Genomic DNA, 24,888 nt, shown 5'->3' with positions numbered 1-24,888 from the left:
TGGGCCGAATGCCCACCGAAAGCGAGACATCACCATGGCTGACGACAGCAACAAGGTTGTCGCGGAGACCCGCGACCAGTTCGGCAAGGGCGCTGCGCGCAAGATCCGCGCCGCCGGCAAGATCCCTGCCGTGCTCTACGGTCACGGCACCGACCCGCAGCATGTGACGCTGCCCGCGCACCAGCTGGGTCTGATCCTGCGCAAGGCGAACGCCGTGCTCGACCTCGACATCTCCGGCAAGTCCCAGCTCGCCCTGGTCAAGGACGTGCAGAAGGATCCGGTGCACCAGATCATCGAGCACATCGACCTGATCATCGTCCGCCGCGGCGAGAAGGTCCAGGTCGAGGTTCCGGTGCACATCGAGGGCGAGCCCTTCTCGGGCACCATCGTCGTGCAGGACCTCGCGACGGTGTCGCTCGAGGCCGAGGCCACGCACATCCCGGAGCGCGTCGTCGTCGACGTCGAGGGCCTCGAGGAGGGCACGCACATCACGGCGGCCGAACTCGTGCTGCCGTCCGGTTCCACGCTCGTGAGCGACCCCGAGGCGCTCGTCGTCGCCATCACCCTGCCGGCCGCTCCGGTCGAGGAGGAGACGGAAGAGGCAGAGGAGGCCGCCGAGGCCGAGGCTGCCGAGTCCGAGGCTTCGGCCGAGTCCGCCGAGTAGTCCTCCTCCACAACTCAGCACTAGAACAAGCGGAGCGCGCGCATGGCGGAGCAGCCCTGGCTCATCGTCGGCCTCGGCAACCCGGGTGCGCAGTACGAGCGCACCCGCCACAACATCGGACAGATGGTGGTGGACGAGCTCGCGCGTCGCGCATCCGCCACGTTCAAGACGCACAAGACCAACGCGAGGGTCGCAGAGGGACGCATCGTCCCCGGCGGCCCTCGCCTGGTCTTGGCGAAGCCGAACACGTTCATGAATGTGTCCGGCGGCCCCGTTGCCCAGCTCGTGCGGTTCTACTCGATCGAGCCGTCGCGGTTGATCGTCGTGCACGACGAGCTCGACATCCCGTTCGACACCATCAAGCTCAAGTCCGGGGGCGGACACGGCGGCCACAACGGCGTACGCGACATCGCGAGCGCCATCGGAACGCCCGACTTCATCCGCATCAGGGTCGGTGTCGGTCGACCGCCCGGACGCACGGATGCCGCAGACCACGTGCTGAGCCCGTTCACGTCCGCCGAGCGTCAGGTGCTGCCGAACCTCGTCTCCGACGGGGCGGATGCCGTGGACCACGTCACAACGGAGGGCCTGACCTCCGCGCAGCAGCGGTATCACACCGCCGCGCAGTAGCACCGTCCGCGAGCAGCACGAGTCCCGCGCGTTCGGGCCGCATCGTCACGCGCGCCAGCTTCGTTGACGGTGCGTGCGGGAGAAGAGCCGCGGATGCCTGCGGCCGGCAACGACGACAGACGTCGTGTTGGCCGTGGCGGGATAGATGTGACCGTCAAGTCCGATGATCAGTTCGGGCAGGCCGCCGGGGATCTCGCTCGGCAGCGGCGGGTGCACTCCAGACATCTTCACTCCTTGTTCTGGTTCCGACGTCGAAGAGGAGCGTGACTTCATCGTTCTGATACACCGGCAAATAATCTTGTTGTGGCGTATCAAACCCCGATGAACAGGCTCCTGTTGATCGAAGGAAGGTTCGCCATGGAGAAGACATCGACGAAGTCGGTGACGGAGAACGACGCTGGGTCCAGTTCCGAGCGGTCACCGGCCGAGCGCCGGGATGACCACCTCGCTCGGATAGCGTTCGAAGTCACCCAACCGATCACGGTCATTCGGCTTCCGTGATCGTCTTGCAGCAGCCGGGCGCACGCGCCACAGTGGTGTCCATGGGGGCCGGCGAATCCGCGGAGGCATCCGCGCGTCCCGTTCACGCGGTGGCGGCGGATGCCTTCCGCTCCTGGCTGGACGGCGACCGCACCGCTATCGTCCGTCTGGTGCAGGCCATGAATCCCGTGCTGTGGCACGTTGTGCGGGCGTATCGCCTCGACGAGGCCACGGCCAAGGATGTCGTTCAGGAGACCTGGGCGAGGTTCGTGCGCGGCTACGTCGCCATCGAAGACCCGACGGCCGTCGCAGCTTGGCTGACCGTTACAGCGCGTCGTGAGGCGTGGCGCACGATGAAGCGGCTCTCTGACGCGATGCCGGTCGAACCCGTCCAGCTCGAACCCCGACTGGACGCGGCTCCCTCTGCGGAAGACGCGGCTGTGCGGCGCATGACCGACGCCGACCTGTGGCGATGCGTTCGCATGCTGTCGACGCGCTGCCAGCGGCTTCTGCGCATTGTGGCGTTCGACGACAAACCTGATTACCGCAGGATCGCCGAGGAGACGGGGATGCGTATTGGAAGCATTGGACCGACCCGCTCGCGCTGCCTCGAGAGACTCAGGGACGCACTCGAAGCGGAGGCGGTCGGATGAAGCCCGACGCACTCGGTGACGCCGAACTCCTCGCTGCGCTGCGCAGAATGTGGCGACGGATGGATACGCCGCCCGATGACCTCGATGCCCTCGCTGTCGAGGCGTTCGAACGTGCGGAGCTCGACGGAGACCTCCTCGTGCTCGAACTCCTCTCCGAAGACTTCGCCTTCGAGAACGTGCGCGGCGACGGAGAGCGAACGCTGCGCTTCGTCGCCGGCGGGTACGAGGTGCTGCTGCGCGTCGTGCGCGAGTCGGACGGCTACCGCATCGACGGCTGGAGCACGCCTGCCGTACAGGGTGAGGTGCACATCGACGTCGACGGGCGGGAACGCACCGTCGACTCAGATGACTTCGGCCGGTTCGCGTTCGCCGGCATCGGTCCCGGAGAGGCGGCGATCTCCTTGGTCGCGTCGGGATCGACTCCCGTCTGGACGACCGCCGCGTTCATGCTCTAACCCCCTCGAAGACGCCCGGACCCGGAGGAACTCCTTCCGTGGCTGCGCTCACTCCGATCCGAAAGGAAAGACCATGGCCGAGAACACACGCGCAATGCGGCACGTGAGGCATTGGAAGCCGCAGACACCGCCGGCCGAGCTGGGAATGCTGACAGCCGAGACGGCGAAGGCGGTTCCCGTGCCGGGGGTGGTGGCCCATCCGACCGTGTACGCACCTGACCGTCTCCTGGTCTCGACCCTGGGCGACGTCGATGCGACGCTCGACCTGCTGTCGCAGGCGGCGGAGACGTTCGGCTGGACCATCGCGCGAGACCGCATCGCCGACGTCGCCCACCTCGACGAAGAGGACGCCGTGCGGTCGCGCAGGGTGCAGCGGCATCCGTGGGCCACCGGTCCTCTCGGGGTGAAGAGCATCCCGATCGTCGCGGGCGAAAGCAGTGTGCAGGCACCCAACGCCTGGCTCGTCCTGCAGCGGGCACGGATGCTCGCTCCTGACAACACGATCCAGGGCGTCGGCCTCAACCACGTGTTGAGCGTGGGTGCGGACGTCACCGCGCAGCCGTATGAGCAGACGAACCCGTATGAGCAGACGAACCCGTACGAGCAGACGAACCCGTACGAGCAGACGAATCCGTACGGGCTGCGGAACACCCGGTCCGGTTTCGCCGCGCTGTCCGGATACGCCATGTCCGGGTCGGGAGGGCTCGAGCCCGTGGCCGTGACGCTGGTGCCTCCCGAGCGGCACGCACTTGCGGAACGCAGCAGGGTGGCCATCCTCGACAGCGGATGCGGAACGCATCCCTGGTTCGACTCGCGGTCGGGGGACGCGGTCGTCTCGCGCGACATCGGCGTGCGGATGCCGGACGGGACCGTGAAGGCGATCGGATATCGCAAGGGCCGCACGGATGGCGTCTCGCACGCCGAGAGCGACGAAAGGCTCGACGGCGCACTCGATCCCATCACGGGACACGGAACGTTCATCGCTGGCCTGATCCATCAGGCGAATCCGGACTGCGACATTGTGAGCTGGCGGGTGGTCGAAGCGGATGGAACAGTTAACGAGGACGCGCTGCTGGCCGCACTCTCGGACGTTGCCCGCTTGGTGGGCGAGGACGCGGCAGGCCGCGAAGGACTCCGTCTCGACGTACTCACGCTGTCGATCGGTTACTACCACGAGACGCCGAAGGACGATCTCTACGACATCACGCTCTACGAGCTCCTGGCGGCGATCGGGCGGACCGGCACCGTCGTCGTCTGCTCCGCGGGCAACGATGCGACGGATCGCCCGCAGTTCCCGGCGGCGTTCTGGGACTGGCCGAACGAGTCAGGCGCGTCGTTCGTGCGGCCGGTCGAGGATGCGACGCCGATCCTCTCCGTCGGGGCGCTCAACCCGAACGGAACGACCGCGTTGTTCAGCAACGACGGCCCGTGGGTGCGCGTCTGGGCACCCGGGGCGTCGGTGGTCAGCACGATGCCGCCGGTCAACGGAGGATTCAACCCCCTCGCCTCCCGCAGTTTCGAGGGACATCGGAGGGCGTCGGTGGATCCGGACGACTTCCGCGGCGGATTCGCGGTCTGGAGCGGTACGTCGTTCGCCGCGCCCGTAGTGGCCGGACGCATCGCGGCGGCGCTCGACCGGCTCGGCGATGCGACGACGCCCGCGGAGCGGCGCACGCGGGCCGGGCGTGCCATCGAGGAGGTGGTCGGGGATCATGAGGGGGTGTAGCGAGTTGGGCGCCCGGTGATGCTCTGCGCGCGCCGCCGGGCGCCGATAATTGAACCGTGCTCAGTGCGGAGGCGCTCTATGACCGCGCTCTGACCCTCTCCAATTCGGGGCGTCACGCGCTGGCTCGACGCGCCCTCGCCGCGGCGGAGGAGCGCACGCGAGACTCGAACCTCCTGGCGCGGATCGCCGGCACGCGTTGTTACCTCATGCTTGAGCGCGGCGACATCTCGGACGCCGAAATCGTCTGCCGGAGTGCGCTCGACAGCAGCGGCCTGACGGCGCATACCCAGGGTGTTCTGCAGGGCCAGCTCGGCTTGATCGAGCTCCATCTGGGCAACCGCCGCGAGGCGCTGCGGCTCTTCGGGCTGGCCGTCGAGAGCCTGGACGTCGATCCTGTCGGCGCCGCGCGGGTGGCGATGAATCGCGGCAACACGTTGCTCGAGCTGGGCGATCCGGCGGGGGCGCTCGCTGACTTCGACACTGCCGCTCGGCTATTCCACGAGGCCGGGTTGCCCGACACCGCGGCGAAGGCGAAACACAACCAGGGTTACGCCGCACTCATCACCGGCGACCTCGTCTCGGCTCTGCGGTATATGAATGCGGCACGCGATCGTGCGTCGGCAGCGTCTCCTGTTGATGCCGCAGTGGGCAACGTCGACCGGGCAGAGGTGCTTGTGGCAGCAGGCATGCCGTTCGAGGCGGCGGCAGCGTTGGCCGATGCCGCCGCCGTATACCGTGCAAGGCGTCTCCGTCTCCGTCAGGCCGACGCGGTGTGGCGCAGGGCGCGCACGGAGTTGTACTTCGATCCACCAACCGCACGGCGCCTTGCTCGCTCGGCGGAGCGGTTGTACGAGTCGCACGGCAACGAGTCGGGCGCGTTGCGGGCGCGTGCCGTGGTGTTGCGCGCTGAAGTCAGGAGCGGAGGGCGCTCCGCGCGGCTGGAGGCCGACCTTGCCGGCACCGCGCGTCAACTGTCACGGCACGGCCTGCACGACGACGCCAAGGAGTTGCGGCTCGTGCTGCAGCGGGTGCGTGTGCGTCGTGGAGGTGACAGCGGTGCGCGGGAAGCGCTGCGACGGATCCGTGTCGAGGCGAATGCTCCCATCACTAGGCGCATCCTGGCGCACGAGGTGCGGGCGGAGGCGGCCCAGGCACTGGCGGACGATGGTCGCGTGGAGCGCGAGGCCCGCCTCGGACTGGACGAGCTCGCCGAGTGGCAGGCGGTGTTCGGCTCGGTCGACCTGCAGACCAGTGCGGCCATGCACGGTCAAGCGCTGACCACGGCCGGGATCTCGGCCGCCCTTCGGTCTGGCGAGGTGCACGCCATCTTCGAATGGTCGGAACGTGCCCGAGCCATCGCGAGTCACGCGGTCGCGCCAAGACCTCCCGACGATCTGGCGGTCGCCGCAGCGCTGACCGAACTCCGCGGGCTCCGACTCTCCCCGATACAGACTCCCGCCGATCTTCGACGCGAACTCGAGCTGAGGGAGAGCATCCGCAGCAGCCAGTGGACGAGCCTGGGCTCCGGCGTGGTCTTCGCGATGGCCTCCCTCGACGATGTCCGGACGTCACTCGACGATCGAACCGTTCTCGTCGCGTATCTGTGGTCCGGCGACCGCCTCGTCGCACTGGTGCTCGAAAGGGACTTCGCACTGACCGTCGAGCTCGGCGCGGACGGAGTCGGGACGACCGAACGGGCGGCACTCTTCGCCGACCTCGACATGCATGCCGCCCGACTGGGCGGCGCCCTGGGCGACGCGGTCGAAGGATCCCTCACCCGCCGCCTCGAGAGACTAGACGACCTGCTGATCCGACCGGTGCTCGCGGCTTCCCAGCGCGCATCGGCACGCGGCACGAAGATCGTGATCGTGCCGCCCGGCATCCTCGCCGGGATCCCGTGGTCGATGCTCGGCGGACTATTCGGGCATCCGGTGACGGTCCCCTCGTCCGCGACCCGGTGGCTCGCGGATCGGAATCGAGCGGCGTCCGACGATCGCCGGGGGACTGAGACCGTCGGGTTCGTCACGGGGCCGGGAGTGCCGCGCGCCTCCGAGGAGGTCAGACGGGCCGCCGCAGCTTGGCCGACAGCGACCGTCGTCGAGGGCCCTGACGCGACGACGGCGGCAGCGGCGGAACTCGCGGCCGAGGTCGACGTCTTTCACGTGACCGGGCATGGCCGGCACGCGGCGGCCAACCCGCACTTCTCCGGTATCGAGCTCGTCGACGGGCCATGGTTCGGCTACGACATCGAGCGCCTCCGCCGGATGCCGTCCACCGTCGTCATCTCGGCCTGCGAGCTCGGTCGCTCGTCGGTCGGCTGGGGCCACGAAGCACTCGGAATGGCACGCACGTGGCTGCAAGCGGGGGCCCGCAGCGTGATCGCCTCCCCGGTGTGCGTGAACGACGACGACGCCTGCGAGGTGCTGAGCGAGGTGCACTCCGGACTGGCGGACGGGATCTCACCGGTGGCGGCCCTCGCGGAGGCGACGGAACGCACCGGCATCGCGACCCCCTTCCTCTGCTACGGCTCCGGATGGTGAGGCGAGGATGCGGGGCGCGTCGACTACGGGAGGGCTGTCGGCAGTCTCAAAGGCTGCTCGGAGGTGACACGACGCATTCGCCGGGCATCCGCACATCACCGCGCCGTAACGTCGCAGCATGCAATTGTTCACCCGGGAGTGGGGCACAGGCGACAGGGTTGCGGTGCTGGTGCACGGCCTCTTCAGCAGCTCTCGCACGTGGCACAGACTGGGACCTGAACTGGCCGACAAGGGTTACCGGGTCGTCGCCGTCGACCTCGCCGGCCATGGCCAGAGCCCTCGGTCCCGCTGGTACTCGTTGTCCGGCCTGGTGCGCGGCATAGCCGAGAGTGTGCCGGTCAAACCGGAGTTGGCGATCGGGCATTCGCTCGGCGGGCTCGCCCTCTCCCGTCTCGTGCGCGTGCTGCAGCCGGAACGGGCCGTGTACATCGACCCGGCGTTCCTCGGCAACCGGCTGCCGTGGTGGCAGCGTGCTGGTGCGCCGATGCTGTTCCACGGCATCCTCAACAGGCGGGAGCGCAGCGTCGCCCGCAGCAACCCGCGCTGGGGCAAGGACGACGTCGAAATCGAGGTCGGCGACTACGCGTCGTTCGACCGCTCCTTCTTCAAGAACTTCGGCGACGGTCGGGCGATGCCGTTGAGCGAGCCCGATCGCATGACCGTGCCATCGATGATGATGCTGGCGGACCGCTCGAAGCTGGTCAGCGAATCCGTGTCCGAGCGGATGCGCCGCCTCGGCTTTGAGATCCGTACGGTGGCCGGTGCCGGGCACACCGTGCACCGCGACGACTTCGCGGGGTTCCAGAAGGCGTTGACCGGCTGGGTCTGACGTCGCTCCCGTTCCTGACCGTCGCACGCTGTACTCCGCCGCGAGCACGCCTGTCGTGGTCGGGCTGGTCCACTCGAGTCCGAGGTCGACCCAGTCGATCTGCCCGAACATGCGGGTCTCGGTGCCGAGCACGATCGGATAGATCAGCAGGCTGTACGTGTCGGTCAGCCCGGAAGCGTGCAAGGACCGGAGGAGTTCGCGGCTGCGCGTGAGCATGAGGTGCTGCACCTCGTCGCTCTCGCGCAAAGCGCTCAACGTGTCGACCGCGTCTCCCGCCAGCAGCACCGAGTTCGGGAATACGAGGTGCGTGTCGGCGGAGCGTTCTGGAGACGGCCGATCGTGGTCATGGTGGGCTCCCTCCATCACGCCAGGTCGGCGCGTCCACCCGTATGACGAGTTCATCATGCGCCGATCGACCGTTCGTCGCCGGCATGATCAGTGGCTGATCAGCGGTTGACCGGGATCCGACCAGCCTGCGCAGATACCCTCGATGAGGATCGGCCGCCCGGTCGCTCCCCGGACGAGACGCGCCGTACCCGGATCGGACGACGACGCTCATGGAGAGCATCGTGAACATCGTCATTCAGATCGTGGGATCACTTCTCGTGCTGGCGGGCTTCGCGCTCGCGCAATGGGAAGTGCTGGATCCGAAGTCGGTCTGGTATCTCGTGTTGAACGTGATCGGCTCGGGAATCCTGGCCGTCGACGCGGTCTTCGAGGCGCAGTGGGGGTTCCTCCTGCTCGAGGGTGTCTGGGCGATTGTGTCGCTGATCGGCCTCATTGGCGTGCTGCGCTCGAGGACGGCACGTCGGACCATCATGGAGCCGACGGTGGCGGCGTCACGTCGCGACGACGGCGCTCGTCGTGAGGATTAACGCGCACATCGAGCCCGCGCAGCGGATCCCGCGGGCTCGATGTCCGCTTGCTGACTAGTTCGTCCTGTCGTATGGATTGGGCAGACGAACAATCAGTGCGACCAACCATGCATAGTGCTGCTCCTTTGCTTCCGGTTCTGGTGCGAACGGAAGGACGCTATCGGCGGGGTTTAAGGAACGATATACGAGGTGCGGGTACTCGAGGACGAGTAATCCGGGGCGGAAGGCGATGTCGCTTCGCGACCCCACCCACCCCTGTCGAACGGCTCGAGCTCAGCGTCCGTGCGCCGCCAGGATCTGGTCGAGGTCGATGTGGTCGAGAAGCTGCTTCCAGTCGAGGTCGCGTGCGACCTGCTCGACGTCCTTCTCGGCGAACACCTTGCCGTTGCGCTGAATCACGACGCCCTCGGGGATGATCGCATTCAGTTCTGCGAGCACGGCGTTGTTGACCGCCTCGGTGTCGAAGTCCGCTCCGTAGCGCGCATACACGTCAGCAGGCACGGTGTAGTCGATGGTCGTGATCTCGGTCGCCATGTCGCGAGCCTAACCATGGCGCCCCGACCCCGCCTCCGGAGCAACCGCCGGCGGGCTCGACCGCCACATGCTGACCGCCGCTGACGCACCGAGCCACCTCTGAAACACCGAACCACCCCTCTCTTCGCCCGAAGGGAGGGGTGGTTCGTCAAGAGGGTGCGGGCTCGCTTCGCCGATGGATGCGGCGCGAGCCGGCGGACGCGCGTCGCGCGCCACGAGGCTTTAGGCCTGGTGCGCGGCCTGCAGGTCGATCGTGATGGTCACGTCGTCGCCGAGCAGCATGCCGCCGGTCTCGAGAGCCGCGTTCCACGTGAGGCCGAAGTCCTCGCGCTTGATGACGGCCTTCGCGCTCGCGCCGGCCTTGTAGTTGCCGTACGCGTCGGGGCCGAAGCCGCCGAACTCGAAGTCGAAGGTCACCGGCTTGGTGATGCCCTTGATGGTGAGGTTGCCGTCGACGAGCAGGTCGCCGTTCTCGACGCGGGCACCGGTGGAGACGAAGTCGATCGTCGGGTACGTGTCGGCCTCGAAGAAGTCGCCGGTGCGCAGGTGGTTGTCGCGGTTCGGCTCGTTCGTGTTGATGGATGCCACCTCGGCGTGCGCCTCGACGGTCGCCTCGAGCGGGTTGGCGGGCGTGACGAACGTCGCGTGGAACTTCTCGAACTTGCCCTTCACCTTGCTGATCATCAGGTGACGGATGCTGAAGGAAACCTCGCTGTGCGCGGGGTCGATCACCCAGGTGCCCTCGCGGTAGCCGGGGATGTCGAGCGTGGTCGTGGCGGTGTCGGTCATTGTTCTCCTAGTACGAGCGGATGGAGGAAAAGGATGCGCGGACTGGGCCGCACTCCTATGCAAACGCATGCGAAGCGGGAGTATTCCGAATCCGTGAGGAAACGTTGCCGGTGCGTTCGAGGGGGTCCCGCTCCGGCAGACTACCGGCGGCCCATGAACTGTCGCACCCAGTCCGTACACTTGATCCAGTGATCCTCGAGGGCTTGACCGAGGCGCTTTCGCGCGCCCAGACGTTCGCCGACGCTGTTGACTACGCCCGACGCGATGCGGACTTCTCGGTCACGGCGGGGCTGAGGATGCCGCTCGCATCCGCACTGCTGCGGGCGCGTCCGTCCGACAAGCAGGTGCTGCTCGTCGTCACGGCGACGGGACGCGAGTCGGAGTCGTTGCGGCTGGCACTGGCATCCGTCGCGCCCGACGCAGAGGTCGTCGAGTTCCCCGCGTGGGAGACGCTGCCGCACGAGCGGCTGAGCCCGAGCCCGGAGATCGTCGGACGCCGCCTGGCCGCCCTCCGAAGGCTGGGGACGTGGACGCCGGATGCCGGGCATCCGCTGATCGTCGTCGCATCCGTGCGCGCCGCCCTGCAGCCGCTCGCCGCCGGTCTCGACCTGCTGGAACCGGTCGTTCTGGTGGAGGGGAGCCGCGGACACGACCTCACAGGGATCTCCTCCCGCCTCGTGGACCTCGCGTACGCGCGTGTCGACATGGTCACCCGTCGCGGGGAGTTCGCCGTGCGCGGTGGCATCCTCGACGTGTTCCCGCCGACGGCGGAGCATCCGATGCGCGTCGACTTCTTCGGCGACGAGGTGGAGCAGATCCGGGCGTTCTCGGTCGCCGACCAGCGCTCGCTCCCGCACGACGTGCCGCAGGTCGAGCTCGCGCCCGCGCGCGAACTGCTGCTCACGGATACCGTGCGTCAGCGCGCCGCCGAGATGGCACACGAGTTCCCAGGGCTGGAGCAGCTGCTGACGAAGGTGGCGGAGGGCATCCCGGTGGAGGGGATGGAGTCCCTGGCGCCCGCGCTCGTGGACCGCCTCGTGCCCCTCACGGATTACCTTCCGGACGGTGCGGCCGTCGCCGTCATGTCCCCGGAGCGCGTGTCTGCGCGTGCCGTGAGCCTCGCCGAGACCAACCGGGAGTTCCTCGAGGCCGCCTGGAGCGCGGCGACCGTCGGTGCGGCCGCGCCGATCGACCTCGCATCCGGCGACTTCATCACGCTGCGACAGCTCCGCGACGCCGCCCAGCTGAGCCGTCCGGGGGAGTCCGCGCCGGATCATCCGTGGTGGACCTTCTCCAGCTTCGACACCGGCGGAGCCGAGCCGATCGTCCCGATCGGGGAGCAGTCCGTCGAGGACCTTGTGGAGTCCGCCGGCGACTATGTACGGATCAACGCATCCGCTGTGCCGAGTTTCGCCGGCAACGTGGACGGCGCGATCTCGCACGTCGCGCAGCGGCTGTCCGACGGATGGCGCGTCGCCATCGTCGCCGCAGGACACGGCTTGGTGGAGCGCGCCGTCGACGTGCTTTCCGAGAGCGGACTCGCCGCCCGGCAGGTGGACTCCTACCCTGCGGATGCCGAGGCCGGCGTGGCATACGTGCTTGCGGCATCCGTCGAGCAGGGCTTCGAGGTGCCGGAGGCGAAGCTCGCCCTGATCGGTGAGACCGAGTTCTACGGCCGCACCATCGGCTACGACTCACGCCAGGTGAAGAAGCTCGGCGTGCGGCGCAAGAACGTGGTGGATCCGCTGCAGCTGAAGCCGGGCGACTTCGTCGTGCACGAGACGCACGGCATCGGCAAGTTCGTCGAGCTGGTGCAGCGCGAGGTGTCATCGGGCGGCCGCAATGCTGTGAAGTCGAAGCGCGAGTACCTCGTGCTGGAGTACGCACCGTCGAAGCGCGGATACCCCGGTGACAAGCTCTACGTGCCGACCGACCAGCTCGACCTGCTCAGCAGGTACGTGGGCGGTGAGGCGCCGCAGCTCTCGAAGATGGGCGGCAGCGACTGGGCGCAGGCGAAGGGCCGTGCCCGCAAGGCTGTACGCGACATCGCCGTCGAGCTGGTGAAGCTGTACTCGGCGCGAATGGCGTCGAAGGGGCACGCGTTCGGACCTGATACGCCGTGGCAGCACGAGCTGGAGGAGGCGTTCCCGTTCGTGGAAACGCCCGACCAGCTGCAGACCATCGACGAGGTGAAGGCCGACATGGAGCGGCCCATCCCGATGGACCGGCTGATCTCGGGTGACGTGGGATTCGGCAAGACGGAGATCGCCGTTCGGGCGGCGTTCAAGGCCGTGCAGGACGGCAAGCAGGTGCTTCTGCTCGTGCCGACGACATTGCTGGTCAGGCAGCATTTCGAGACATTCCAGGAGCGGTTCGCCGGGTTCCCGGTGCACCTCAGGCAGTTGAGCCGTTTTCAGACGGACCGCGAAGCGAAAGAGGTCATGGACGGCCTGGCCGACGGCACCGTCGACGTGGTGATCGGCACGCACCGTCTGCTGGCGAAAGGCCTCTCGATGAAGGATCTTGGCCTCGTCATCATCGACGAGGAGCAGCGCTTCGGCGTCGAGCACAAGGACGCGCTGAAGAAGCTCAAGACGAACGTCGACGTGCTCGCGATGAGCGCGACGCCCATTCCGCGCACCCTCGAGATGGCGGTCACCGGCATTCGCGAGATGTCAACGCTCGCGACACCGCCAGAGGACAGGCATCCGATCCTCACCTTCGTTGGTCCGTACTCCGAGAAGCAGGTCGCAGCGGCCATCAGGCGCGAGCTGCTGCGCGAGGGCCAGGTGTTCTTCGTGCACAACCGGGTGTCCAGCATCCAACGGGTCGCGGCGCAACTGGCCGAGCTCGTGCCGGAAGCCCGCATCGCCGTTGCCCACGGCCAGATGAACGAGCACGTGCTGGAGCAGATGGTCGTCGACTTCTGGGAGCGCAAGTTCGACGTGCTCGTCTGCACGACGATCATCGAGACCGGCCTCGACATCGCCAACGCGAACACGATCATCATCGACCGCTCGGACAAGTACGGCTTGTCGCAGCTGCACCAGCTGCGCGGCCGGGTGGGGCGAGGTCGAGAGCGCGCGTACGCCTACTTCCTCTGGGATGCCGACAAGCCGCTTTCCGAGACCGCCCACGATCGGCTCTCCACCATCGCGGCCAACAACGAGCTGGGCTCCGGCATGCAGGTGGCGCTCAAGGACCTCGAGATCCGCGGCGCCGGGAATCTGCTCGGCGGTGAGCAGTCCGGCCACATCGCGGGGGTCGGGTTCGACCTGTACCTGCGCATGATCGGCGAGGCTGTCGGAACCTTCCGCGGTGAGGTCGCCGAGGGTCAGACGGAGTTGCGGCTCGAACTGCCGGTCGATGCGCACATCCCCGAGGAGTACGTGGACTCCGAGCGGTTGCGGCTGGAGGCGTATCAGAAGCTGTCGGCGGCATCCGGCCCCAATGCGAAGGCGGATGCCATCGACCTCGTGCTCGAGGAACTCACCGACCGCTACGGCGAGCCGCCGGAGGCCGTGACCAACCTCATCACGGTGTCACGGCTGCGTCGGCGTGCGCAGCAGGCCGGACTCTCGGATGTCGTGGCCATGGGATCCAACCTGCGGGTCGCCCCGGCGGAGCTGCCCGACTCGATCCAGGTGCGCCTGCAGCGCATGTATCCGAAGTCGCGACTCATCGCGGCGCAGAAGGTGGCGCTCGTGCCGCTTCCGGTCAAGGACGGCGAGTCGCTGCCCGACGCGGAGCTGATCGCTTGGGTGCGCTCGCTGCTGGATGCGATCTTCCCTCTGCCCGAGCCGGAGACGAGCGTCGAGGAGGATGCCGGGTCGGCGAAGGGGGCGTCGCGGGCCAGGGGCGCTGCGGCCTCCTGAGCCGAAGCGCGTGCCGGACTGCGGTGTCGGTGCCACCCGGTACGTTGGCGCCCGACAAGGAGGGCCATCATGACAACGCTCGAAGGTCGCGAGGCGACGGCTTTGCTGGTGCTCGACGTGCAGAACGGCGTGATCGGCAACGCGTACAGACGTGACGAGGTGGTGGAGAACATCCGTGCTCTCGTCGACCGGGCGCGAGCAGCCGACGTTCCCGTGGTGTGGTTCCAGCATTCGGACGAACACGTGCCGCTCGGCAGCGAGGCGTGGCAGTTCGTGCCCGACCTGAATCGGGACGATGGCGAGCGGGTGATCCCCAAGCGCTACCCGGATGCCTTCGACGAGACGACACTGGAATCCGCGCTCGCCGATCTCGGCGTCGGTCGGATCGTGGTGGCCGGAGCGCAGTCCGACCAGTGCATCCGCGCGACCATCCACGGCGCATTCACCCGCGGATACGACGTCACTCTGGTCGGCGACGCGCACACGACAGAAGACCTCAGCGAGTGGGGCGCTCCGCCGCCCGCCGTGATGATCGGTCTCGTGAACTTCTTCTGGACGGAGCACGAGGGGCCGAGGCGCACCGCCGAGGTGGTCGACACCGCGGACGTGGACTTCGGCTGAGGCGCCGTATCGGTCGGCTGCGGTGCTGCCCGGCGCTGCACGGTGGGGCGGCTGCAGCGCCCGGCCGTCTCCACGCCGACGATAGGCTCGTGCGGTGTTTCCCTCCGGACTGTCGATGCTCTGGGAGCAGACCGATCCGCGGAACGCGCTACGGGAGCGATTCGGGTTCGAGCGGTATGAGGATGCCGTCTCCTGGCTCGGCGAGGAACTCGCGCGATCGTGGGCGCTCGACGTTGTGGCGTGCGACCGCATCCTGATCAGCGCCCACAACGCGATCGCCTGGGTGCGTACAGCGAATCAGCATCTCGTGGTCAAGTGGTCGCACGCGTCTCCGCTCTTCCCGAGGTTCTCGGCGGTGAGCGATCTGGTCGGCCGCCTGCACGACGCGGGACTGCCGGTGGTGCCGCAAGTGGCATCCGTCAACGGAGAGTCGCGCGTCGTCGTGCGACCACGCGGCGTGCAGTTGTCGATGGCCGTGCAGAGGAGCGTGGAGGCCGACCACCTCGACGTCGTCGACGACGAAGCGGTCGGCAACGCGGGCGCCGTGCTCGCGCGTTTGCATCGCGCGCTCGCGGCCTGTCCGGACGATCGACTCGACCACAACCCGCAGCGCAACGGCGAGACCGCACCGCCCGCCGACCTGCGTGCTCGCATGACGCGCTGGCTCGACGAAGACGATGCCGGCCGAGCACCGGATGCGTCGGCTCGGCTGCGCGTCGACCTCGAGTCCCTGCGCCCGATCGGGGTGCCGCAGCAGCTGGTCCACGGGGACTACCGGTCGGGCAACATCCTCACCGCTGGATCAGAGGTCGTCGCCGTGCTCGACTTCGACGAGGTCTCGCTCGACCATCGCATCAACGACATCGCGAACTCGCTCGTGCTGCTCGGAACGCGGTTCACGCAGTGGCGGCCGACGCCGCGCGAGGTCCGCGACGTGTTCCTCGCTGGGTATCAGTCCGTGCAACCGCTTACCGCGGACGAACGGCGCTGGCTGGATGCCGTTGTGCTGTGGCGCGGGATCCTGGCCATCCCGGCCGGCGAGGATCCGTTCGGCTGGGCGGAAGCGCTCTGATCGAGCCGTCCCTCCGCTCCGAGCCTTGTGCACCATCGCTACCGTTGACACCGTGACCTTCGCCCCCGCTCCCGCTTTCACGACCCGTCCCACGCTTCGCGGCACGTTCGGCGTGGCGGCTTCGACCCATTGGATCGCCACCGCCAGCGCACAGTCGGTGCTCGAGCGCGGGGGAAACGCCTTCGATGCCGCCGTCGCCGCCGGCTTCGTGCTGCACGTCGTCGAGCCGCACCTGAACGGTCCGGGCGGCGACCTCGCCGGCCTGTTCCGTCCGGCAGACGGCGACGTCCGCGTGCTGATGGGTCAAGGGCCGGCTCCGGCCGCCGCGACGCTGGAGCGCTACCGCGACGTCGAAGGGCTGACGGATGTCCCGGGTGCCGGCGCCCTCGCGGCAGCCGTTCCCGGGTCGGTCGAGGCGTGGCTGTGGCTCTTGGCCAAGCACGGAACGTGGGAACTCGGAGACGTGCTGGCGTACGCGATCGGATACGCCGAGCACGGGCATCCGGTGCACCAGAACGTCGTCACGACGATCGAGCGAATCCGCACGCACTTCCTGGATCACTGGCAGACCTCTGCGGCGCTCTGGCTCGATGCGGAGGGCAATGCGCCGAAACCGGGCGAGCTCATGGTCAACCCGACGTACGCCGCAGTGCTCCGCCGGCTAATCGATGCGGGGGAGGGCCGGGCGACGCGGGCCGAGCGGATCGCCGCCGCCAGTGAGGCCTGGAAGACCGGATTCGTCGCGCACGCGATCGAGCGCTTCGTGCGCACGCCGCATCGCCACAGCGACGGCCACGACCACGCCGGCGTGCTCACGGCAGCCGACCTGACGGCCTTCGAGGCGGGCGACGAGGCGCCGGTCAGCATAGAGTTCCACGGGTTCGCTCTGCATAAGACCGGGCCGTGGGGGCAGGGTCCCGTCCTGCTGCAGACCCTCGCCATCCTGGATGCATACGGTCGCCTCCACGGGCTCGCCGACGAGCACCTGGATCCGTCGACCGCGTTCGGCATCCACGTCATCGCCGAGGCGCAGAAGCTCGCGCTGGCCGACCGGGATGCCTGGTATGCGGATCCGCGATTCGCCGACGTTCCGCTCGCTGCGTTGCTGTCCCCGGAATACGCGGAGGCACGTGCGGCGCTCATCGGCGATGAGGCGAGCGCAGAGCTCCGCCCCGGGTCGCCGGATGGTCGCACTCCGTACCTGCCGGCCGTCGGGGCCGGCATCGGCAAGGACGGGCTCGCGGAGGTCGACGACGACTCCGGCGACGACGAGTGCTCTGACGGCGCTTACGCCGACGAGGCGGGCGATGTCGCAGCCGGAACGGCCGAGAGCGCTGCCACGGCCGCGTCACGAAACGACCTGCCGGCCGGAGTCGGTGAGCCGACCGTCGACCGTCACGGTCAGACGCGCGGCGATACCTGCCACCTCGACGTGGCCGACCGCTTCGGCAATGTCGTCACGGTCACGCCGTCCGGTGGATGGCTGCAGTCCTCGCCGACGATTCCGGAGCTGGGCTTCTGCCTCGGCACGCGTCTGCAGATGGCCTGGCTGGATCCGGAGTCCCCTGCTGTGTTGCGGCCGGACGCCCGCCCGCGCACGACGCTCTCTGCGACGCTGGTGACGGCATCCGCTCCCAACGGCAGCACGCGGGTGCTCACGCTCGGCACGCCTGGTGGTGACCAGCAGGACCAGTGGCAGTTGCCTGCCCTGCTGCGGATGCTGGTGGCCGGCTGGGATCCGCAGGCCGCGATCGATGCCCCCACGTTCCATACCACGAGCCACGTCTCAAGCTTTTGGCCGCGCGTGTGGGAGCCGGCGGGCCTGGTCGTGGAGGATCGCGTCGGATCCGACGTGATCGCCGAACTCGAGCGCCGCGGGCACAGCATCACGGTCGCCGGAGGGTGGACCCTGGGACGCCTGAGCGGTGTCGGCAGCACGACGTCGCAGGGGATGTCGACGCCGCGCGAGCTGTGGGCCGCGGCCAACCCGCGGGGGGTGCAGGGGTACGCGGCCGGACGATGAGTGCACGCGGCGGCGCCCCGCTCGCTAGCGTCGTCCCCATGGCAGATATCGAATACCGCACTCTCGGTCCCTCCGGCCTCGTCGTCTCGACGGTGGGTCTCGGCTGCAACAACTTCGGGCGTCCCGACACCCGCACCGAGACGCAGGAGGGGACCAGCGCGGTGCTGGACGCCGCCGTTGAGGCCGGTGTCACGTTCCTCGACACGGCAGATGTCTACGGCAAGACGCCGGGACTGAGCGAAACGCTCATGGGCGTTGCGCTGAAGGGCAAGCGCGAACGCGTCGTGCTGGCGACGAAGTTCGGCATGGACATGCGCGGCGCGAACGGTCCGGACTGGGGCGCCCGTGGTTCGCGACGCTACGTACGGCGCGCGGTCGAGGCATCCCTCACCAGGCTCCAGACCGACTGGATCGACCTGTACCAGCTGCATCGTCCGGACCCGCTGACGCCCATCGAAGAGACCCTCGGCGTGCTCGACGACCTCATCTCCGAGGGCAAGGTGCGCTACATCGGGCACTCGAACTTCGCAGGGTGGCAGATCGCCGACGCGGAGTATCAGGCGGTGCTGCACGGGCATCCGCGGTTCATCTCAGCGCAGAACGAGTACAACCTCGTACGTCGGGATGCCGAGCGTGAGGTCCTCCCTGCGGTGAACGCGTACGGACTCGGGTTCCTGCCGTTCTTCCCGCTGCACAACGGACTCTTCACCGGCAAGTTCTCGCGGTCGGGCGGTCCCGACGACAGCCGTATCATGCGGCAGCGGCGTCACATCATCGACGAGGCGCCGTGGGATGCGCTGGATGCCTTCCAGCGCTTCTGCGACGTCCGCGACATCTCGATGCTGCAGGCCACGTTCGGATGGCTGCTCGCGCAGCCCGGCCTGACCAGTGTGATCGCCGGCGCGACATCCGCCGAGCAGGTCACCTCGAACGCGGATGCAGCTACTGCATGGACCCCGACGCTCGACGAGGCGGAAGAGATCTCGGCACTGTTCCCGGCCTGACCCCACGCGCGAACGGGCCGGTCCGCACGACGCGGCCAGCGCGCGCCCCGGCACGGTCCGCTTGTCGTCGACACCCCCACCCCTTCGTCCTCCTGCATATCCGGACCCACCGGCGGCAAACGGATCCGGGCGAAGCCGGCTTGTATCACTTGTGTTATAACTACTAGTACAAGCGATACAGGGAGGCGTGATGCAGATCGAGATCGACCCGATCTCCGAGGTTCCGCTGTACCAGCAGCTGCGCGACAGGGTGGTTGAGGGCATCGCAGCAGGGCGGCTGCGCCCCGGCGACAAGCTCACGCCCGTGCGTCAGCTTGCCGGACAGTTCGGTATCAACATCGCCACGGTCGGCAAGGGTTACGACCTGCTGCGGGCCGAGGGTCTCGTGCGGACGAACCGCACGGCAGGATCCGTGATCGCGCGCGGTCCGCACACGAACGACGGTTCGGCACCCGAGTGGGATGCCGCCGCGCGGGCGGGCTGGGAGGCGCGCCTCACGACGGTGCTCGCGGAGGCCGTCGCGCAGGGCGAAACGGACGGCACAGTGCTGACGGCGGCGGGGAGCATCCTCGCGGACTTCGCCGATCGGCGCTCGAATGGTGACACCGGAGCAGGAGAGAACGACAACCGATGAACGCCGCAGTCTTCGTCACGATCCTCGTGACCTTGATCGTCATCGCCGCGATCATGCTCCTGCTTCCGGCGATGATGCCGCCGACGGTGCCGATGGGTGTGAACGTGCCCGTCGCACGGCAGGACGAGCCGGTGATCCGCTCCGCTCGCCACCGCTATTTCTGGATGATCGGCGCGGCCTGGTTGCTCGCGGTCGTCGTGCTCGTGGCGCTGGTCTTCGTGTCTCCGGTTGCGGCCGCGATCGTCAGCACGCTGCTCTTCGTCGTGGGCACTGCCGTTGCGTACATCGTCGCCAGGCAGGCCATCGTCCGCGCGAAGCACGAGGGTCAGTGGTACAAGGGCGTCCAGGTTCGGCTCGTCGGATCGGTGACGGTCGACCCCGTGCACGCGCCGGTTCCCGCCGGGTGGTTCGCCGCATCCCTCCTCCTGCTCGCGATCGCCGCAGCGATCGGCGTCGGCGTCTACGACTCGCTGCCGGCACAGGTTCCGGTCCACTGGGGAGCCGGCGGAGCGCCTGACCGCTATGCGGAGAAGAGCATCTGGGCCGTGTTCGGTCCGCTGATCATCGGCGGGATCGTGCTCTGCGGAATCTTCGCCCTGTCGTTCCTGAATCGCGTCGTACCGGTGCGAGGGCTCCCCTCCGCCGAGGCGGAGCAGAACGTGCTGCGAGCGCGCGCCATCCGATCCGCCGTTTCCGCGCTCCTCGGCCGGCTGATGTTCGTCATCACCCTGACGCTCGCCTGGATCTCGGTCGTCTCCTGGCTGTTGCCGGAGTCGCACTGGGCGGTGTCGGCCGGAACGCTGGTGATGCTGGCGCTGATCCTGCTCGTGCTGGTGCTGTTCCTCGTGCGGTGGGGCCGGATCATCCGCAGCGGTGTGCCGAAGCCGGCGGCGTCGAAGTCCGCAGCGGATGCGCCAGACGACGACCGCTTCTGGAAGGCCGGCATCTTCTACGTGAACCCCGACGACCCGTCCATCATGGTGCCGCGACGCTTCGGCGTCGGCTGGACGATCAACCTCGGGCATCCGGCGGGCATCGCCATCTGCGTGGCGCTCCTCGTCGTCCTCCTCGGCATCATCGTGTTCGCCATGGTCTCGCGGGCGCCGCGCTGATCGCGAGTCCATCGATCCAGCGTCGTCGGTGAGCCGGTCGACGCACCTTCAGCATCAGAATCCGCTCCAGCGGAACCCTCTCAGCCCAGGAGGAACCATGACGTACGACGAACACGCAGCCCGATCGGGAACGGCGGAGTCCGCTGCCGCGCTGCCCCCTGTCGATGCGGACGAGGCATCCGCATCGCCCTTCCCCGTGAGGGTGCCCTGGCCCGCCGTCGGCACCTATGTCGTCATCGCCTTCGGGCTCGCCTGGCTCATCTGCCTGCCGCTCTGGCTGAGCGGCGAGGGTCTGAACACGCCGGGGGCGATCTTCCTGATCGTCGCCATGATGTACACGCCGGCCGCTGCCGCGCTCATCGTCGCCTTCTTCGTGCAGCGGCCACGACCGCGTCCGCTGAGGGAGTACCTGGGCGTGTGGCCGCTCACCCCGGCCAAGCGCGTGATCGGACTCACGGTCGTCGGGCTCCTCGGCAGCATCCTGGTCGTCGTCGCGAGCGTGTTCCTGGCGGCGGCTCTGGGGCTCGTGAAGCTCGACCTCGTGCACTTCTCCGCGTTCAGGGAGCTGCTCGCCGCTGCTGCGCACGGCAAGGCGATCCCGCTGCCGATCGGACTGCTGGTGCTGATCCAGCTCGTCTCGCTGCCCTTCGCGTCGGTCTTCAACACGCTCGCGACGGTAGGCGAGGAGCTCGGCTGGCGCGGCTGGCTGCTGCCGAGCCTGCGACCGCTCGGCACCTGGCCTGCGCTCATCCTGACGGGAGTCGTGTGGGGGCTCTGGCACGCGCCGATCATCCTGCTCGGCTACGACTTCGCCCAGCCCAACCTGTTCGGGCTGCTGATGATGGTGGGCGGATGCCTGTTCCTCGGCATCCTGGTCGGCTGGCTGCGCCTGCGCAGCGGCTCGGTCTGGCCCTCGGTGTTCGCGCACGCTGGGTTCAACGGCGCCGCCGGGATCCTCACCCTGCTGGCGGCGGCCGGATCCCGGCCGGATCCCGTCATCGTCGGACCGCTCGGTCTCGTCCCGTGGATCGTCATGGCCGTGATCGCTGTAGTCCTCGTGCTCACCGGCCAGTTCCGCAGGCAGCCTCGGCTCGGCCGCGTGCCGCAGCCGGCCGCCGTCACGAGCCGGTAAGCGGCCGTCCCTGATTCAGGTGCAGTCGTGTTCGCCCAGAACGACGGCGATCTCTACAGACGGGTGGGCTCGAGCAGCCGCAACGCAAGCAACGGGCACACCCGCGTCGCGCTCCGCGCGGCATCGACCAGGTCGGATGGCACGGAGACGTTCGACCGGTCGCGGGTCTGCGTGGGCAGCGGATAGCCCCATTCGTCCCGATCGAGAAGCTCTGGGAGGAGCTCCGCGCACAGGCCGCGACCGTCGCAGCGGGTCCAGTCGATGTGCAGACGGGCGTCGTCAGACGGTCGGTCGCCGCCGATGGCTGGCATGGGGGTCCTCCTAACGTCCCTCTGCCGCGAGGCAGCGTCCGGCAAGGTGGGCGTGGACGTCGTCGCGGAACACGCCGAGCGCGCTCGCGATCATCCGTGTGGTGCCGTCGGGGTGATGACATGAGCCGCGGCCTGCGACGTCTGCGGAGAGCGCGCGGAGTCGTGCGGGAAGATCCTTGTCGCGGATCCCCGCGGCGAGCTCACCGAGCATCCTGGCCAGCTCGGGCAGGCCGAACATGCACGGTCCGCACTGACGGGCCGACTGGTCGGCGAGGTAGCCGGCGATGTCGGCCGTTGCCCGAAGGCCGCATCGGCGACGACCGAGCACGAGCAGCACGCCGGCGCCCGGAGCGGCGCCCAGAGGGGCGAGGCCGTCCGCGGAAAGCGGTGCGTCGAGCACGTCGGCAGGGACCCACGCGCCGTGGTATCCACCGACCAGGACCGCGCCGACTGCGGCGATGTCGACGCCGGCTGCGAGCAGCATATCGCCGAGGACCGCGCCGCCAGGGACCTCCATGACACGTTGCTGCGGAACATCGCCCGAGACCGTGACCAGTCGTGTGCCAGGATCGCGCGAGGTGCCGGCGGTTCGGAACCATCCCGATCCGTAGCGCGCGATGAGTGCGAGGTGGGCGAGCGTCTCCGCGTTGTGCACGAGCGTCGGGCGGCGCTTCAGGCCGGTGTCGCTGAGGCGCCGGATGCGGTCCTGCGGCAGAGCGATTCCGTTCTCGATGCCGTTGACGACCGCACTCGCCTCGCCGGCGATGAAGGTGTCGGGAGCTTCGCGCAGGACGATGCTGTCGGCATCCTCCCGCTCGGTGATGGCCGCCGCGATCGGCTCCAGGCTGCGCGAGGCCGCATAGAGGTAGGTCGAACCGGCGTGCACGGCAGCGGCCGCTGCGAGGAGTCCGTCGATGACGAGGTGCGGAGCGTGCTCGAGCAGCGTCTTGTCCTTGAGGCTGCGCGGCTCGCCTTCCGCACCGTTCGCGATGACCACGGGTCTGCCCGCCATGGCGCGGCTCGTACGTGCGTCGTCAGTCGCCAGCACCTTGCGCCATGCGGCGAAGCCCGCACCGCCGCGTCCGGTCAGGCCGGAGCGCTCGAGCTCGCCGAACAGCGTGACGGAACCACCGCGGTCCTGCGGACCGTAGGTGGCCAGATGCGCACGATGGTCGGCGTGCGGTCCGGCCGCGAAGAGGCGTTGCACTGCCTGTGGCGAGGTGCGGGATGCCATGGCCGGCTCATTCGAGAGGGTGTTCGTACTCATGACAACCGTCCTTCTCGTCGTGCCCTGGCGGTCTCCGTGAATCGATCGGTGAGCCGCCAGATCACGGCCGCCGCGACCAGCAGGCACGCGATCGCAGATCCGGCGAGGAACCAGGCGTCGGTGCCGTTCGTGCCGTTTCCGATCGCATGGGCGACGGCGATCGGCCACATCGCGTAGGTGAACCAGTGCACGAAGCGGAAGGTGCGCTGTCCGATCACCCGCCGAAGCAGGCCGGTGATCACGATCGCGATGACCAGGTCGAACGCGACGGTTCCAAGGCCCTGCCAGAACGGCTTGAACGATCCGAAGAACGGAACGACCACGTCCGCAAGGTTGAGGTGGGCGTAGCTGTCGAACATGAGTGTTCCGACGTGCAGCACGAGGAACGCGGATGCCAGCAGCGCAACGTTGCGATGCACGAGCGTCACGGAGAAGCGCGGCATCCCGATGAGCGGGCGTCCGGAGCGAGTGAGGATCCCGAGGATCACGGTCAGGGTGAAGAGGGCGAGGGCGAGGATCCCGCTGATCCGTCCGAACGCCCACATCGCGTCATCGAACACGGCGATCACCGCCATCGTCGTGCGGCCAGCCGTCGGTCGTGAGGATGCGGCCTCTGTCGTCCACGAGGCGAGCGGGCGCTCCCTGCCGCGCGAGCCATCCGATGGCCCCTCGCCCGCGCACGACCGCGGCCGTGCTCAACGCGTTGGCCCGGAGACAGGTGCTGGCCACGACCGTCGTTGTCCGCCACACGTCGGATGCCGGCAGACCGGACCTCGGGTCGAGGATGTGGTGCATGCTGCGGCCACCGAGCATCCAACGCCGCTTCTGCGTGCTGGAGGTGGCCATCGCCCAGCCACCCTCGAGGCGAACGTGCTGCGCCGGATCGTGCGGCGTGTCCTGGACCAGCACATCCCATCCGCCGGTGCGCGGCTCGCCTTCGGTGGCGATGTCGCCGCCGAGGCTGACGAGCACGGCGGTGCCCAGTCCACCGGCGATGCGCCGTGCGGCGAGGTCGGCGGCGGCCGCTTTCGCGCTGGCTCCCAAGTCGAGTGCCAGGTCGTCCGGTACGGTCAGCAGGCGGTGCGCCAGTGCGATGCGCGTCCAGCCGGGCTCTGAGCGTCGCAGCATGCGCACGGACACTCCAGGTGCGGCCGACGCCCGTGATGGGCCGGCCGCGGTGCCTGCGCCGCCGATATCCCCTGCGGCAGTCGGTGCTCGGGCGCCCAACACTCGCGCGAAGTCCGTGTCGTAGCCCAGCGCGTGTAGCTCGTTGCCGAGCGTCGGGTCGACGTCGCCGCCGCTCAGCTCGGCCGCTTCGAGGGCCGCCGCGACGAGCGTGGCGAGCATCGGCGACACCTCGGCGCCCGTCGACAGGCGTCCGCGCAGCAGCGACAGCTCGGAGTCGTCGCGGAACCTGCTGCACGCGCGATCCACGTCGTCGAGTACCTCGCGCATGATGCGCTCGGCCGAGTCCAGCGCGGCCGGGTGATCCACGACCAGCGAAGCCTTGAGACCCCAGACGGTCCAGTCAATACGAGTCGGTGCGTCGGTGGTCGTACCCGTGGTGGTCATGCGGTGCCTCTCCTTCTCGTGCGGCGTGTGATCGGTGGATTGGACTTCGGTGCAGATCGCGTCGGTGCCGGCAATCCTCGGACGGTCGCC

The 24,888-nt window shown here is 68.5% G+C and carries 23 protein-coding genes and 1 riboswitch; of the genes, 16 read left to right on the top strand and 7 right to left on the bottom strand.

Annotation, left to right across the window (positions count from 1 at the left end; translation table 11 throughout):
- Positions 1-34: 34 nt before the first annotated feature.
- A complete protein-coding gene (locus HII28_RS05460; RefSeq protein WP_170024475.1) occupies positions 35-664 on the top strand; it encodes a 50S ribosomal protein L25/general stress protein Ctc in 630 nt (209 codons plus the stop codon).
- Positions 665-706: 42 nt separating this feature from the next.
- A complete protein-coding gene (gene pth, locus HII28_RS05455; RefSeq protein ID WP_170024474.1) occupies positions 707-1,294 on the top strand; it encodes an aminoacyl-tRNA hydrolase in 588 nt (195 codons plus the stop codon).
- 45 nt (positions 1,295-1,339) lie between these two features.
- On the opposite strand, the gene HII28_RS05450 is transcribed toward pth, so the two are convergent.
- A complete protein-coding gene (locus HII28_RS05450) occupies positions 1,340-1,519 on the bottom strand; it encodes a hypothetical protein (protein ID WP_170024473.1) in 180 nt (59 codons plus the stop codon).
- 317 nt (positions 1,520-1,836) lie between these two features.
- Between HII28_RS05450 and HII28_RS05445 the strand changes: the two genes are divergently transcribed.
- The 6 genes from HII28_RS05445 to HII28_RS05415 all read left to right on the top strand — a co-directional run bounded on the left by HII28_RS05445 (position 1,837) and on the right by HII28_RS05415 (position 8,852).
- Positions 1,837-2,427 (top strand): sigma-70 family RNA polymerase sigma factor, encoded by a 591-nt coding sequence (locus HII28_RS05445; RefSeq protein ID WP_170024472.1) that lies wholly within the window; start codon positions 1,837-1,839, stop codon positions 2,425-2,427.
- The gene (locus HII28_RS05440; RefSeq protein ID WP_170024471.1) at positions 2,424-2,882 is read left to right on the top strand and encodes a hypothetical protein; all 459 of its coding nucleotides are present in this window, start codon (positions 2,424-2,426) and stop codon (positions 2,880-2,882) included. Before HII28_RS05445 ends, HII28_RS05440 begins: the two co-directional genes overlap by 4 nt.
- Before the next feature lie 73 nt (positions 2,883-2,955).
- Positions 2,956-4,608: a S8/S53 family peptidase gene (locus tag HII28_RS05435; protein ID WP_170024470.1), complete on the top strand. Its 1,653-nt coding sequence runs from the start codon at positions 2,956-2,958 to the stop codon at positions 4,606-4,608.
- A 56-nt stretch (positions 4,609-4,664) separates the two neighbouring features.
- The gene (locus tag HII28_RS20640; protein ID WP_170024469.1) at positions 4,665-7,148 is read left to right on the top strand and encodes a CHAT domain-containing protein; all 2,484 of its coding nucleotides are present in this window, start codon (positions 4,665-4,667) and stop codon (positions 7,146-7,148) included.
- A 118-nt stretch (positions 7,149-7,266) separates the two neighbouring features.
- On the top strand, positions 7,267-7,977 hold the full coding sequence (locus tag HII28_RS05425) for an alpha/beta hydrolase (RefSeq protein WP_170024468.1): 711 nt from the start codon (positions 7,267-7,269) through the stop codon (positions 7,975-7,977).
- 494 nt (positions 7,978-8,471) lie between these two features.
- Positions 8,472-8,535: riboswitch (guanidine-III (ykkC-III) riboswitch) on the top strand.
- Positions 8,536-8,546: 11 nt separating this feature from the next.
- Entirely contained in the window at positions 8,547-8,852 is a 306-nt protein-coding gene (locus HII28_RS05415) for a hypothetical protein (protein ID WP_205864573.1), read from the top strand.
- A gap of 273 nt (positions 8,853-9,125) precedes the next feature.
- Here HII28_RS05415 and HII28_RS05410 read toward each other — a convergent pair whose 3' ends face one another.
- Positions 9,126-9,386, bottom strand: coding sequence for a hypothetical protein (locus HII28_RS05410; protein ID WP_170024467.1), 261 nt, complete (start codon positions 9,384-9,386; stop codon positions 9,126-9,128).
- Positions 9,387-9,608: 222 nt separating this feature from the next.
- Positions 9,609-10,175, bottom strand: a complete 567-nt coding sequence (locus HII28_RS05405; RefSeq protein WP_170024466.1) for a YceI family protein — start codon at positions 10,173-10,175, stop codon at positions 9,609-9,611.
- 188 nt (positions 10,176-10,363) lie between these two features.
- Here HII28_RS05405 and mfd point away from each other — a divergent pair, with 188 nt between their 5' ends.
- The 8 genes from mfd (at position 10,364) to HII28_RS05365 (ending at position 21,648) form a co-directional block, all read left to right on the top strand.
- Positions 10,364-14,050, top strand: coding sequence for a transcription-repair coupling factor (mfd, locus tag HII28_RS05400; protein ID WP_170024465.1), 3,687 nt, complete (start codon positions 10,364-10,366; stop codon positions 14,048-14,050).
- 69 nt (positions 14,051-14,119) lie between these two features.
- Positions 14,120-14,671 carry an isochorismatase family protein gene (locus HII28_RS05395; RefSeq protein ID WP_170024464.1) on the top strand — a complete coding sequence of 184 codons (552 nt, stop codon included), beginning with the start codon at positions 14,120-14,122 and terminating at the stop codon, positions 14,669-14,671.
- Positions 14,672-14,765: 94 nt separating this feature from the next.
- A complete protein-coding gene (locus HII28_RS05390) occupies positions 14,766-15,743 on the top strand; it encodes a phosphotransferase (RefSeq protein WP_170024463.1) in 978 nt (325 codons plus the stop codon).
- A gap of 52 nt (positions 15,744-15,795) precedes the next feature.
- Complete coding sequence (locus HII28_RS05385; RefSeq protein WP_346769198.1) at positions 15,796-17,766, top strand: gamma-glutamyltransferase; 1,971 nt, start codon at positions 15,796-15,798, stop codon at positions 17,764-17,766.
- 38 nt (positions 17,767-17,804) lie between these two features.
- A complete protein-coding gene (locus tag HII28_RS05380) occupies positions 17,805-18,770 on the top strand; it encodes an aldo/keto reductase (RefSeq protein WP_170024461.1) in 966 nt (321 codons plus the stop codon).
- Positions 18,771-18,960: 190 nt separating this feature from the next.
- The gene (locus tag HII28_RS05375; RefSeq protein ID WP_170024460.1) at positions 18,961-19,404 is read left to right on the top strand and encodes a GntR family transcriptional regulator; all 444 of its coding nucleotides are present in this window, start codon (positions 18,961-18,963) and stop codon (positions 19,402-19,404) included.
- Positions 19,401-20,516: a DUF5808 domain-containing protein gene (locus HII28_RS05370; RefSeq protein WP_170024459.1), complete on the top strand. Its 1,116-nt coding sequence runs from the start codon at positions 19,401-19,403 to the stop codon at positions 20,514-20,516. Before HII28_RS05375 ends, HII28_RS05370 begins: the two co-directional genes overlap by 4 nt.
- A 97-nt stretch (positions 20,517-20,613) precedes the next feature.
- Positions 20,614-21,648, top strand: coding sequence for a CPBP family intramembrane glutamic endopeptidase (locus HII28_RS05365; RefSeq protein WP_170024458.1), 1,035 nt, complete (start codon positions 20,614-20,616; stop codon positions 21,646-21,648).
- A gap of 53 nt (positions 21,649-21,701) precedes the next feature.
- Here the strand turns inward: HII28_RS05365 and HII28_RS05360 are convergent, their stop codons facing one another.
- Genes HII28_RS05360 through HII28_RS05345 form a run of 4 tightly spaced genes read right to left on the bottom strand, consistent with a single transcriptional unit; the run spans position 21,702 to position 24,798 of the window.
- Positions 21,702-21,959 carry a ferredoxin gene (locus tag HII28_RS05360; RefSeq protein ID WP_170024457.1) on the bottom strand — a complete coding sequence of 86 codons (258 nt, stop codon included), beginning with the start codon at positions 21,957-21,959 and terminating at the stop codon, positions 21,702-21,704.
- A gap of 10 nt (positions 21,960-21,969) precedes the next feature.
- The gene (locus tag HII28_RS05355; RefSeq protein WP_240977243.1) at positions 21,970-23,226 is read right to left on the bottom strand and encodes an NADH-ubiquinone oxidoreductase-F iron-sulfur binding region domain-containing protein; all 1,257 of its coding nucleotides are present in this window, start codon (positions 23,224-23,226) and stop codon (positions 21,970-21,972) included.
- Entirely contained in the window at positions 23,223-23,795 is a 573-nt protein-coding gene (locus tag HII28_RS05350; protein WP_346769197.1) for a ferric reductase-like transmembrane domain-containing protein, read from the bottom strand. The genes HII28_RS05355 and HII28_RS05350 overlap by 4 nt, the downstream gene beginning before the upstream one ends.
- Complete coding sequence (locus HII28_RS05345) at positions 23,776-24,798, bottom strand: FAD:protein FMN transferase (RefSeq protein ID WP_170024456.1); 1,023 nt, start codon at positions 24,796-24,798, stop codon at positions 23,776-23,778. Before HII28_RS05345 ends, HII28_RS05350 begins: the two co-directional genes overlap by 20 nt.
- Between the last annotated feature and the right edge of the window lie 90 nt (positions 24,799-24,888).

It is taken from the genome of Planctomonas sp. JC2975, assembly GCF_012985205.1.
GTDB lineage: Bacteria > Actinomycetota > Actinomycetes > Actinomycetales > Microbacteriaceae > Humibacter.
Note: the sequence above shows the minus strand (reverse complement) of the source record. Positions and strands in the feature narration are given on the sequence as shown.